Annotated in this window: 8 protein-coding genes; 4 read left to right on the forward strand and 4 right to left on the reverse strand. The window is 34.8% G+C overall.

Features of this window, described 5'->3' with window-relative positions:
* Nucleotides 1-199 precede the first annotated feature (199 nt).
* Nucleotides 200-1615 carry an MBOAT family O-acyltransferase gene (locus Q3V31_RS22535; protein WP_329767237.1) on the forward strand — a complete coding sequence of 472 codons (1416 nt, stop codon included), beginning with the start codon at nt 200-202 and terminating at the stop codon, nt 1613-1615.
* A 121-nt stretch (nt 1616-1736) separates the two neighbouring features.
* Nucleotides 1737-2927 carry a secondary cell wall polysaccharide O-acetyltransferase PatB1 gene (gene patB1, locus Q3V31_RS22540; RefSeq protein WP_329767238.1) on the forward strand — a complete coding sequence of 397 codons (1191 nt, stop codon included), beginning with the start codon at nt 1737-1739 and terminating at the stop codon, nt 2925-2927.
* A gap of 105 nt (nt 2928-3032) precedes the next feature.
* Here the strand turns inward: patB1 and Q3V31_RS22545 are convergent, their stop codons facing one another.
* The 3 genes from Q3V31_RS22545 to Q3V31_RS22555 all read right to left on the reverse strand — a co-directional run bounded on the left by Q3V31_RS22545 (nt 3033) and on the right by Q3V31_RS22555 (nt 9095).
* Entirely contained in the window at nt 3033-5618 is a 2586-nt protein-coding gene (locus Q3V31_RS22545; protein WP_329767239.1) for an S-layer homology domain-containing protein, read from the reverse strand.
* Between the two features lie 690 nt (nt 5619-6308).
* Nucleotides 6309-7409: a polysaccharide pyruvyl transferase CsaB gene (gene csaB / locus Q3V31_RS22550; RefSeq protein WP_001241612.1), complete on the reverse strand. Its 1101-nt coding sequence runs from the start codon at nt 7407-7409 to the stop codon at nt 6309-6311.
* Between the two features lie 165 nt (nt 7410-7574).
* On the reverse strand, nt 7575-9095 hold the full coding sequence (locus Q3V31_RS22555; protein ID WP_329767240.1) for a putative polysaccharide biosynthesis protein: 1521 nt from the start codon (nt 9093-9095) through the stop codon (nt 7575-7577).
* Between the two features lie 269 nt (nt 9096-9364).
* Here Q3V31_RS22555 and secA2 point away from each other — a divergent pair, with 269 nt between their 5' ends.
* Entirely contained in the window at nt 9365-11734 is a 2370-nt protein-coding gene (gene secA2 / locus Q3V31_RS22560; protein ID WP_329767241.1) for an accessory Sec system translocase SecA2, read from the forward strand.
* 11 nt (nt 11735-11745) lie between these two features.
* Nucleotides 11746-12627 carry an accessory Sec system S-layer assembly protein gene (locus Q3V31_RS22565; protein ID WP_071733547.1) on the forward strand — a complete coding sequence of 294 codons (882 nt, stop codon included), beginning with the start codon at nt 11746-11748 and terminating at the stop codon, nt 12625-12627.
* A gap of 69 nt (nt 12628-12696) precedes the next feature.
* On the opposite strand, the gene Q3V31_RS22570 is transcribed toward Q3V31_RS22565, so the two are convergent.
* On the reverse strand, nt 12697-13068 hold the full coding sequence (locus Q3V31_RS22570; RefSeq protein ID WP_329767242.1) for a hypothetical protein: 372 nt from the start codon (nt 13066-13068) through the stop codon (nt 12697-12699).
* Nucleotides 13069-13076: the final 8 nt, after the last annotated feature.

The raw sequence follows: 13076 nt of genomic DNA on the forward strand, positions 1-13076 counted from the left end.
CACCTTATTCATCTTATCTTATACAAATAGTGAGTGTCAAAAGGATTCCGCTCCCCTTTTCTTCTATTATATAGGATAATCATTTCAATCGAATTATTAACATGCTAAAATATTAAAGGCACTTTTATTTAAAAGAATATATAATAGAAATGTCGGTTTTTTGCACGAAATGTATTTTTGAAAAAGTGAGGAGAGTCCTTTGGTATTTAGTAGTTCGATTTTCTTATTTATCTTTTTACCTCTCGTATTATTTTTCTATTTTATAGTGCGTGCCGAGCTTCGTAATTTCGTATTACTTGCATTTAGTTTAATTTTTTATGCATGGGGAGAACCACGTTTCGTTCTTTTAATGCTCTTCTCTATTGTATTAAACTATTGCTTCGGCCTACTCGTGCATCATTATGATAAACGAAAAAATATGAAAGTCACATTTTTAATTATGGCTGTGGTCGGGAATATTTTATTACTTTCTTATTTTAAATATATTTCATTTTTCACAGACATTTTAAACAACGCTTTACATTTATCTATCCAGGTGGAACCTATCCCACTACCAATTGGGATTTCATTTTATACATTCCAAGCGATGTCCTATGTCATCGATATATATCGTAAAGACGGAGATGTTCAAAAGAACCCACTTAACTTAGCACTATATATTTCTATTTTCCCGCAGCTTATTGCCGGACCAATCGTTCGTTACAATATCGTTGCTGAGCAAATTAAAACGCGCATCCATTCTTTCGAACGATTTACAGAAGGTATCCAAATTTTCGTTTTAGGATTAGCGAAAAAAATATTAATTGCCAATCAAGTTGGGTTTGTCGCAGATAAAATCTTCGCCTTACCGCCGTCTGAGATAAGCGCTGGAACAGCTTGGATCGGGATTATCGCCTATACGCTTCAAATCTATTTCGATTTCTCAGGATACTCGGATATGGCAATTGGACTTGGAAAAATGTTCGGATTTGATTTCCCCAAAAACTTCGATTATCCATACATTTCAAAGTCCATTTCAGAATTTTGGAGAAGATGGCATATTACACTAGGTTCTTGGTTCCGCGACTATATATACATTCCGCTTGGCGGAAACCGTGTTTCCAAACTAGCAAATTACCGTAACCTCTTCATCGTGTGGGGATTAACTGGTTTATGGCACGGAGCAAGCTGGACATTTATCGCCTGGGGATTATATTACGGCTTTATTATCTCGATTGAAAAATCTGGATTCGAGAAAATATTAAATAAACTATGGACGCCGCTGCAACATGCATATGTACTAATCATCATTATGATCGGTTGGGTCTTCTTCCGAGCTGATAACTTCGCATACTCGTTCCAATATTTAAAAGCGATGTTTGGCATAGGTGGACAATCTTTCATCGATGACAACACAATGTTATACGTACATGAATACATTATTATTTTTATCATTGCCTTTATCTCAGCGACACCGATTTTAAAGAGAGTTAAAAACATACTAGAACTTGCGCCAAAAACATATATGTTCACGATGCAAGTTGTACGTCCTATATTATTACTAACATTATTTATGCTTTCGATTATGTATTTAGTTAATTCAACATATAATCCATTTATTTATTTCAGGTTTTAACTTATCCCGCTATTTTACGGGCTGCCCGTGAAAGCCCGATTGGTTAAGGCTAATAATCAGTGGGGATGAACAAAACCCCCACTGATTAAAGTTTCACTTTATGTAGGAAGGAAACGTTATTATGAAAAAATTGGGGAACATCGTCCTATTTATCGGTTTTCTCACCATTATCTTTTCATTTGGCATATTATCGCTTCTCAAAACTGACCGAGCAGTTTCGCCCGTTGAAAATCGTCCGCTCGCTCAAAAACCAGCTCTTACAAAAGAAGCTGTCGTAAATGGTAGCTTCTTTAAAGACTTTGAGACATATACAAACGATCAATTAATCGGAAGAGATGAACTCATAAAAAACTATACGCTTGCTCAAATTAAAATGGACAAGTCTCTCATTAACGATATTATTTTAACTGATGATAAATGGCTTCTAAAAAACCCAGCATGGACTACAAAATATAATGAAATCGATCAATCCATGCCTGCTATAAACGATTTATCTCAGTTTTTAAAAGAACAAAACGTTGAATTTTACTTTGCTTTACCACCGTCCAAAACGAATGCATTATCATTTAAATTACCTTCCCATATTCACACATATGCACAGGAAAATTTAAATTATTTTCTAGATAAACTTCCAGCGGACGTAAAACCAATTAAACTCATGGAACACTTTAAGAAAAACTATACAAATGAAGAAATACAAAGTATGTACTTCAAAACAGACCACCACTGGAATATGGATGGTGCCTTCTTAGGCTATCAATATATAATGAACACAATCGCGCAACAATCTTCTATATATAAAGGAAAAGAAATAAAAAAAGAAGATTACACTCGTACGTGCGCTCCAAATAAACACCTAGTCGGAAGCTTTAACAACCAGCTATACCAACTAATCGATGCAACTGGAGAAAAACTATGCTACTACACACCAAAAGACGGCTTCAACTTTACGAGCGTAGCCGCCAAAGATGTAAACGGCACCGTATATCGCACATTAGATGAACTATATGGCGTAGAAAAACAAAAAGACACAACATCATACGCAGGCTATTACGCAAACGACTATCCAGAAATCGTCATCGAAAATAACAATGCACCAAATGATGTACGAGCTTTAGTCCTAAAAGACTCATTCGCAAACGCAATCGTGCCTCACTTAGCACAAAGCTTCAATCACACATCCATCCTCGACCTTCGTCACTATCACGAAAAGGATGTATATCAATACATTAAAGACAACAACATTAACATGGTATTGTTCGTGTATAGTGATTCGAATTTGAGCGGTGAGATGTTTAAGTTTAAAAAATAAAAGAAGCCTCTTGTACATGTACAAGAGGCTTCTTTATATTAAACAAATAATAAAAAATCAGTGGGGATGAATCCCCACTGATTTTTCACTCTATCTATAATCAACTTATAGATTTGGGTTGTTAAGCACGTTCACGTGTACAGCTTGTGAACCAATTTCGCTTGTTACAACGTCTTTATCTCTTAATACTTTGAATACTAATGTACCTTTGTCAGTGTACTTAGTAGTTAAAGTATTATAGATGTCCGGATTGAAGTTTGGAAGTGCAGAATCACTTGTTTGATTTACCGTTACATGACCAAGCTCTTGATCGAATAAATCGAAGTGAGCATTGCCATTTGTATCAAGATAAAGTTTACCTTGGTTGTCACCAGATTTTACAACACGTACTTTATGTTGTGTTTCTTTTGTTAAGTTAATACCTTTAACGATATCATCAAGGTTACTTCCTTCAAGTTCTAATACAGTACCGATGTTAATTTTCTTCTCAACGAAGTTTACTGTTTGAACTGGTTTGAAGTTTACAGATTTAATAGCGATTTTTTCTTGAACGATTTCGATTGTCGCTTTACCAGCAGTTGCACCATTTTTCGTTAAGTGAATATCAACTTTACCTGGAGTTTTACCTGTTACAACAACTTTATTTCCAACAATTTTAGCATCAGCTACTGCTGGATTTTTAGACTCTACTACATAGCCTTCTAAGTTTTCAGCATCAGAGTATACGCGCTCTGAAGTGTACTTAGATAATTGATACTCAACTGTATCAGAAACATTTAGGTCAAGTTTTGTATCAGGTGATTCACCGTATTTACCTAATTTAGATACAAGTTCAAAGTTTTTAAATGCAACGTTACCTTCTGTTACGTTTACGTATAATGAACCTAAAGTATTACCGTTACCGTTTTGGAAGTGAACTGTACCTTCGCCTACTTCGTTACCTGTAATACCAACAGTTTTTGTACCAATTGAACCAGCATCAGTTGTTACTACATCTAATCCACCTTCAGCAACTACACCTGTTTTTGGAAGAACTTCTTTAATTGAAGCTGAGTTAGCACCAAATGGATCGCCATATTGGTCAGTTGTTACGAATGTAACAGGTAATGTTTTATTTTGAACAACTTGTAATTTGTCTGGATTAGCTTTTACTGATTGTAATTTACGAGAATCAGTAGTTACTTTAAATTTAACGTCTTTCGTTACATCGCCTACTTTAATAGTAAGTGTAGCTTCACCAGCAGCTTCAGCAGTAATGTAGTTGTTTACTACAGAGATAATGCCGTGGTTTGAAGATTTAATGCTAATTGATCCTGGATCAACTACTTTATCTTCTCCAGCAATTGTAGCAACTACGTTATGGATTTGAGCTTTTTCACCAACAACTAAATTTTGGCTATTTAGCTTGAAGTCTTTTCCAGTAAGTGTATTACCGTATACTACACCATTTTTATCAGCATCTACTGCAAATACAGTATTTTTAATTGCAGTAGATGGTGTATCAAGGTTTTTCACTGTAATGATACCTGTGTTAGAAACTGTTAAACCACCACGTTTTGTAACTTGTACTTCTACTTTGTAGTCACCGTGTGAAAGGCCAACACCAAGTTTACCTGTAGTAGAAGTTGACTCTCCACCTTCAAAGATGTTTGCTTTTGAACCGTCTAAGTTATTTGCAACAAATTTGACGTCATGATCTGCTAAGTTTAAGTACTCAACATCAGCGTTACCTTTTTCATCGTTTAATTTGAAGGCAACTGCTTGACCAGAACGATCGTCATCAAATGTTAATTTTTCTACAGCTAATTTTTTAACTTCGTATACGAATTTCGTTACGAATGATTGATTTTTCACTTTTACAGTAAGTTCTTTATTTGGAGCAACTTTACCACCAAGTGTTACAGTTGCAGATGTACCATCAGCACTTGCTTCAATCGCAACTGCTTTGTCACCTTCAAGAGTTACTTCATCAGCAGAAAGTTTATCTAAACCAGTTCCTGTTAATGTTAATTTCGTTGGTTCAGAAATTTTCACATCAGTTACATACGCTTGTGTGCTATCTGGTTTTGCATATTTTTTATCTGTTACTGCGATAAATTGAGCTGCTTCTGCACGAGATACAGATTTATTCGGCTCCCATTTTTTTCCTGTTCCTACAGAGATTCCAAGATTGATTAGGATGTTTGCTTTTTCTTCACCCCAATGATCTAATAAATCCTCAAATGTTGTAACTAACTCACCGTTAACTTTGTCTTTTAAGTTATAAGCATTTACTAACATAGAAGCGAAAGAAGCACGGTCAATCTTTCCTTCTGGATAGAAGTTTTCTTTTCCGTCACCTTTAACGATGCCAGCTTTCTCAACTGCTGCAATATATTTAGCAGCCCATGAATCTTTAGCATCTTTGAAAGAAGGTTTAGCATTTTCATCAACTGGTAATCTTAAAATTTTAGTGAAAATTACTGCTGCAGAAGCACGATCGATTGCTTCAGCTGGACCATATGTACCATCTGGTTTACCAGTAATCGCACCTTTTTCTACTAAGTAGTTAATAGAATCTAATGCCCAATGATCAGTTGGAACGTCCGGGAATGTTTTACCTGCTGCTGCTACTGGAGATACAACACCTGCTACCATTGCTGCTGTCATTGTACCAGCGATTAATTTTTTGTAAGAGTTAGTCTTTGCCATTTTATATATTTCCTCCTTCAGGAATGTAATACTAGTTCCATAATATTTTAAATAGATATTCTATTTAATGTTGAAACTAGTAAATATAAATGTAGTTAAGATCCTATATATAAAAATTATTCCGTAATACAGAATAATAACGACATCAAACCATTTTTATCCGAATTTAAATCCTTAAATTCGACAAAAAAGTGAATCCTCATAATTCTAACGTTCATTTTTTTTCGACTTTTATTTTAAATAATCCGATTTTAAAATCGGAATATCTTAAATGTACGAAACAATACGTCAGAACTACATTTGTACAATATTTATATAACCATTTACAACTATAGCAGAAAAACACTTATAATTTCAACATCTAAATATAAAGATAATAAAATTAATTAACACTATATTTCTCTGGCGTTCGACATAATTCTTAAGATCGCTTTTTTGAAGAAAACCGACATCATTATCCAATTGTTTTCATACAAAACGCATTATACCGATATTATTTATATAATAACGTTAAGATTTTAAGATAAAACCCACCTAATCAGGAACAACTAAAACTTCAATCTGTTGTTTTTTTCGACATTTTTTCTTTCATACGCTTCTCTTTCAAATCCTTACTTACATAGCAAAAAAAGAACAGACAACCTCTGTTCTTTTTTCTACTCAATTATTGAATTAAAAGAGGAATGGCCTCTATTCCATTCCTCTTTTTATAGACTCTTTTGCATGTAAGTCATTAATAATATATTTGGACGCTATGGAAATTTGCTCACGCAATTCCTCTACCCTTTGTCCTAACGTTTCTTGTACATATTCTGTTTGCTCTAATTGTTTAATCGCCATACTATGTAATGTTTCTGTCGTCCAGTCTCCATCAACATTCCCAATAATCGGCTGATTTACTTGTTGTAAAAACGAATCGATCTTTGGATCATATGAAATTCCAATCATAGGCGTGTTTGCAACTGCCGATAATATAAGAGCATGCAGTCTCATCCCTATTAAAAGGGAGCATTCTGATAAAATAGAGATTTTCTCATGAATATCCATTTTATAAGGGAGCATGTGCGCTTCTTCTCCCATCAAATTAATGATATCCCTTGATGCATTTTGATCAAATGGTCCATGCATCGGTACAAATAAAATATGGTATCCCTCTTGCTTAAGTTTTTTCAGCGTATCTGCTAACTTCTTCATATAATCTTCTTTTGCATCCCAGTACCTTACACTAACCGCAACGACTTTTCCTTGCAGAGAATGTTTTTGAAGCCAATTGGATTTCTTTTCTTCTGGCTGACAAGCTAATACCGGATCTGGAACAAGTTCGATATCTTTCTTAATACCAATTTCTTTTAAGTACAAAAAAGAGTCTTCATCACGCACTGATATATATTCAGCCTTTGATACATGCCATTTCACTAATAAACGATTTTGCTTCTTCGTAATAGGTCCGATTCCTTGGGCGTAAATATAATACGGCTTTTTCAAAAAACGGGCAAGCCGCATAATACCCGTATAGTATAAAATACTTTTAATACTCGTCTTATCTTGCAAGAGACTTCCGCCTCCGCTAATTAAACCATTACTTCTCTTTATTTCTCGGTAAATCGCTCTTATATCCCAGCGATTTACTGCTTCTACACCGTACATTTTCCTTGTATAGTCGGGGTCATTTGAAAGTACAACAAGCTCAAGAGTAGGATCCTCTTCATGTAGCGCTTTAATAATTGATTGCAAAATTGCTTCGTCCCCAACATTATAAAAACCATAATATCCTGATAAAACTAACCGCACTCTTAATCTCCTCCAACATTTCGCAATCAACTCTTTTTGTAATTAAACAAATTGTTATCCATTCCTTGCCGAGGAAGGTTTGATAACTTCAAATTGATTTCTTTCACAAACATCTAACAAGTCATGCCCATTTATAATATTGTTCATTTTCTATAACAAACGATTTTATTTACGTAAAAATGGAATTTGTTCTTTCGATATCCAGTTTAGTTTAAGTGCACATATGCCATATAATACTGACGCTACACTTAGCGCCACAGCACTATATACCATTGCTAGAATCCTGGAATCTATCACATTAATTAATGTAGACACAAAGTATAATGCTATACCTAAAATACTAGATACTCCAATGACCGCCAAAAACTTCCCTATATCCATTGGATAAGAAAGATCTTTTCTAATATAAATATGATTTGCGATACAAATCATTATATAAATAATTAGGGTGCTATACGCTGCTCCATTTATACCGAATTGGTTTACTAGCGCTATATTTAATATAATTTTTACGAAACTTGCACCGATGACAATCCATGCTGCTTGCACCGAACGATTAATCCCTTGCAAGATTCCTATTGATAATACCATAAGTGATGTGAAATACGAGCTACCAATTAAAATAGCTAACATACCACTTCCTTTTGTATCTGTAAATAATGCAACATTAAGCGGTACTGTGAGCGCCATAAGCCATATCGTTATCGGCATTGTTAAAACGTGCGCAAACTCATTTGTACGTTTTACTGTCAGTTTAGCTAAAGCTATATCTTTTTTTGTTAAAGCCGCTGTTAATAATGGAATTAACGGAAATACTATCGCACTTGCAAATACAACAATTAATTGCGTAAATGCAAAACCACGGCTATATATACCAAACTGTTCCTGAATCGTTGTAGAAGATTCATGTAATACATGTGGAATTGTTATAGAATCAACTAAATTTAAAACAGGCATCGATAACGCTCCAATTGCAATTGGAATTGAAACACGGAGTATGTTTTTCGCGTTTGTCTTAAAATCTTGTAATGAATATGTTTCGCTCTTATAGCGATACATGCTTTTCACATATTTCATTCGCAAATATATGAGTGACGTAATAACACCAAAACAAGAACCAATCATCGCTCCGCCTGTTATGATATCACTACTTTTATTCCAATATACAAATACATAAGCAATTGTTAGCATAAAGAATACGCGTATCAACTGTTCAATTACTTGTGATACACCAGTAGGTATCATATCTCCGAACCCTTGGAAATATCCACGGTACACTGCCATATATGGTGCGATTAATAAAGCAAACGAAGTAACAATTAATGCTAGCCTCGTCTCTTGCCCACCAAGCATATTTGCAATGCTACTTGATCCAATAATAATAATTAAAAATCCGAGAACCCCAAATATAACACCTATAATAGATGCGGACGTAAACAATTTCGCTATTCCATCACGATCATTCTTTTCATGAAGATCAGCTATTAACTGGGATATTGCTAGCGGGACTCCCGCTACTGATAAAGTTAAGGCTATCATATATACAGGAAAAACAAGGCGAAAAATCCCAAGTACTTCATCCCCTGCTATATTTTGCAATGGGATTTGAAAAAAACTCCCCACTACTTTCGATAGAAACGTTGTAACGGTTAAAATCGCAGCGCCTTTTACAAACTTCTTATTCATCTTCTATCTCTTTTCTTTCAATATATAATCTACATAAAATATTAAATCCATATTATTCATTCATCTTGAGAATCATCACTTTATCTCATTTAGTTATCATACCAAATTTCTTATATATTGAATACTCTCTTTCTTTTTATGCTTTAAATATAATATGTGCAAGATACACGTATTTTTATCCAGTATTTTCTTCAATTTACTACTTCTACTTGTTCAAGATAAACATGTGCTATAATGTAGCTATTGTCAGTAAGAGGAGTGTTTACAACATGCTGAATTCGGTAAAGAAATTGTTAGGAGATTCTCAAAAGAGAAAGCTAAAAAAATATGAACAACTCGTTCAAGATATTAATAATTTGGAAAAACAAATGTCTGATTTACCTGACGAAGAATTACGTCGCAAAACTGTCACATTCAAAAGTATGCTTAAAGATGGTAAAACAGTTGATGACATAAAAGTAGAAGCATTCGCTGTTGTACGCGAAGCCGCAAAACGCGTGCTTGGATTACGCCATTACGATGTACAGTTAATTGGTGGACTAGTATTACTAGAAGGTAATATTGCAGAGATGCCAACTGGTGAAGGAAAAACATTAGTTTCGTCTCTTCCAACATATGTACGTGCACTTGAAGGAAAAGGCGTTCATGTTATTACGGTAAACGACTATTTAGCAAAGCGTGATAAAGAGTTAATTGGCCAAGTCCATGAATTTCTCGGTTTACAAGTTGGATTAAATATTCCTCAAATCGATCCTTCTGAAAAGAAACTTGCATACGAAGCTGATATTACATACGGTATTGGAACAGAGTTTGGTTTTGATTATCTTCGCGATAATATGGCTGCTTCACAAAATGATCAAGTTCAGCGCCCCTATCACTTTGCTATTATCGATGAGATTGATAGCGTTTTAATTGATGAGGCGAAAACGCCACTTATCATTGCTGGGAAGAAATCCAGTAGCTCTGATTTGCATTATTTATGTGCAAAAGTTATTAAATCGTTCCAAGATACCCTTCACTATACATACGATGCAGAATCGAAATCAGCTAGTTTTACAGAAGACGGTATTACAAAAATAGAAGATTTATTTGATATCGATAACTTATATGATTTAGAGCATCAAACTCTATACCATTATATGATTCAATCATTACGTGCCAATGTCGCTTTCCAGCTTGACGTTGACTATATTGTGCATGATGAAAAAATACTACTTGTAGATATTTTCACAGGACGTGTTATGGATGGTCGCTCTTTAAGTGACGGCTTGCATCAAGCACTAGAAGCAAAAGAAGGTTTAGAAATTACAGAAGAAAACCAAACACAAGCTTCTATTACAATTCAAAACTTCTTCCGTATGTATCCAGCATTATCAGGTATGACAGGTACAGCAAAAACAGAAGAAAAAGAATTCAACCGTGTATACAATATGGAAGTTCTTCCAATTCCAACGAACCGTCCTGTTCTTCGTGAAGATAAAAATGATGTAGTATATGTAACGGCTGATGATAAATATAAAGCTGTGCGTGAAGAAGTTCTAAAACACCATAAGCAAGGACGCCCTATTTTAATTGGGACGATGTCTATCTTGCAATCTGAAACAGTTGCTCGTTACTTAGATGAAGCAAACATCAAATATCAATTATTAAACGCGAAGAGTGCAGAACAAGAAGCCGATTTGATCGCAACTGCTGGACAAAAGGGTCAAATTACAATCGCTACAAATATGGCAGGCCGAGGTACTGATATTTTACTAGGTGAGGGTGTCCACGCCCTTGGTGGATTACATGTAATTGGAACAGAACGTCATGAATCCCGCCGTGTTGATAACCAACTTAAAGGACGAGCTGGTCGCCAAGGTGATCCGGGAAGCTCTCAATTCCTCCTATCTTTAGAGGATGAGATGCTAAAGCGCTTCGCACACGAAGAAGTAGAAAAGTTGGAAAAATCACTAAAAACTGACAAAACAGGACTTATTCATACATCTAAGGTCCATGATTTCATTAACCGTACACAATTAATTTGTGAAGGTAGTCATTACTCAATGCGTGAATATAATTTAAAACTAGATGATGTAATTAATGATCAACGTAATGTTATCTATACACTGCGCAACAATTTATTAAAAGAAGAAACAAATATGATAGAACTTGTTATTCCAATGATTGGACATTCTGTAGATGCAATTGCTAAACAGCACCTTTTCGAAGGAATGCTTCCTGAAGAATGGGATTTCACTAGTTTAACAGCATCTATTAAAGAAATTTTACCGGCTGAAACTTTGCCGCTATTATCTGCGAACGACGTACATTCGCCTGAGGATTTACAAATCGTTTTAAAAGATACAATTTCTAGCTATATCGAACGTGTACAAGAATTAAATAACCATGCGGATTTACAACAATCACTGCGCTACGTTGGTTTACACTTCCTAGATCAAAACTGGGTAATTCACTTAGATGCAATGACTCACTTAAAAGAAGGTATTGGCTTAAGACAATATCAACAAGAAGATCCAACTCGCCTTTACCAAAAAGAAGGTTTGGATATTTTCTTATACACTTACGGTAATTTTGAAAAAGAAATGTGCCGCTATATCGCGAGACATTTAGCAGTCCCAGAAAACGTACAATCATGAGGTGAAAATTTATGTTATCATTCCTGAAAAAGGCAAAGAAAAAAGGAAAAGATACTACTGTTTCTAGTAATCAATTATTTGGACAAGAAGAAACTACTTCTCAAAATAAAGCAGTAAAGCCTGTTCTTTACTTCCATCCTAGCTGGGGTGAAGTAGCACAAGAACAAAAATACATTTACCAATTCTTACATAAAGAATTACCACTTTTACAAGAATATCAAATTTCTTTATCAGGAATTGAAATTGAAAAACGTGATGGTGCATACGATGTAGCTGCGTTCATTCGCAGCAGTGTCCCAAAACCGATTTCTTTCGAAGAAGTTACATTACTTCTATTAAACAAAGATAAAAAGCTGTGCGCACGTAAAACATTTAACCTGTCTGCTCTTGGAGATATTCCTGCAAATGTGAATATGCCTTTCATATTTACATTTGAGCAAGAAACAATAACTGAAGCTGAACTATCTCAATCAGATTGGGAATTAGCTTTCGAACTTGAAAGTAAGCATGAACTAGATTTAGATCCATCTTGGGAAGCGCAGTTACCTGAAGCAAGCAAAGAATCTTTACGTAATTTTGTAGACAATTTAACGCCTCCAAGTGAAGGTGAAATTAACTTCCTAGGTTTACAAGCCGCACTGAAAGAGAACGGCGATTTACATACAACACTGCTAATTCGTAACGGCTATAAAGACAACATTCAACTAGAACAACTTCCCCTTCATATTGAGGACGCTTCTGGAGAAGTCGTTGTTAAAGGTGCTTTCACGTTACCGAATCTTGAAATTAAAGCGAATACTACAAAACCATGGTCATTTGTCTTCCCTGCTTCATCCATCTTGAAACAAAATATGGATTTATCTAGCTGGACAGCATTTGTACCACAAGACTAATATACAAAAAAGCCTATCCTAAAAGATGGTCACCACCTCTTTAGGATAGGCTCTATTTTTATGTAAAATCTACTTCGTTACTAATAAATGTTCCATATGATACTCCGCTTCTAGTTTACACATTTCATCAACATGCTTTACGTCGCTCTGTTTTAACTGCTCTAATTGTTCTTCGTTTGGTTTCTCACTAATAAGCTCATTAATTTTTTCATTTACTTTCATCGCTAATGCTTGATGGAAATCTGGATGTCCTTTCAACTCGTCGTCTACTTTATTAATCCAAGTTGATTTTGTGTATAAATATTGTTTCCACTGTTCAAGAAATTGCTGCATATCAAATTTTTCTTCATTCCATTCAATTTCTTTCATATATCTCTCAAAAGAAACAACAATTGATCGTGTAATCCCGATCTTCACTCCATGTGGTAACTGTTTGTACATCAAATATT

Source organism: Bacillus nitratireducens (assembly GCF_036320425.1).
Taxonomy (GTDB): domain Bacteria; phylum Bacillota; class Bacilli; order Bacillales; family Bacillaceae_G; genus Bacillus_A; species Bacillus_A nitratireducens.

Coding starts and splice junctions, on each gene's coding strand:
- patB1 (WP_329767238.1), top strand. CDS start 1,737: ATGAAAAAATTGGGGAACATCGTCCTATTTATCGGTTTTCTCACCATT.
- Q3V31_RS22545 (WP_329767239.1), bottom strand. CDS start 5,618: ATGGCAAAGACTAACTCTTACAAAAAATTAATCGCTGGTACAATGACA.
- Q3V31_RS22555 (WP_329767240.1), bottom strand. CDS start 9,095: ATGAATAAGAAGTTTGTAAAAGGCGCTGCGATTTTAACCGTTACAACG.
- secA2 (WP_329767241.1), top strand. CDS start 9,365: ATGCTGAATTCGGTAAAGAAATTGTTAGGAGATTCTCAAAAGAGAAAG.
- Q3V31_RS22565 (WP_071733547.1), top strand. CDS start 11,746: ATGTTATCATTCCTGAAAAAGGCAAAGAAAAAAGGAAAAGATACTACT.
- Q3V31_RS22570 (WP_329767242.1), bottom strand. CDS start 13,068: ATGTACAAACAGTTACCACATGGAGTGAAGATCGGGATTACACGATCA.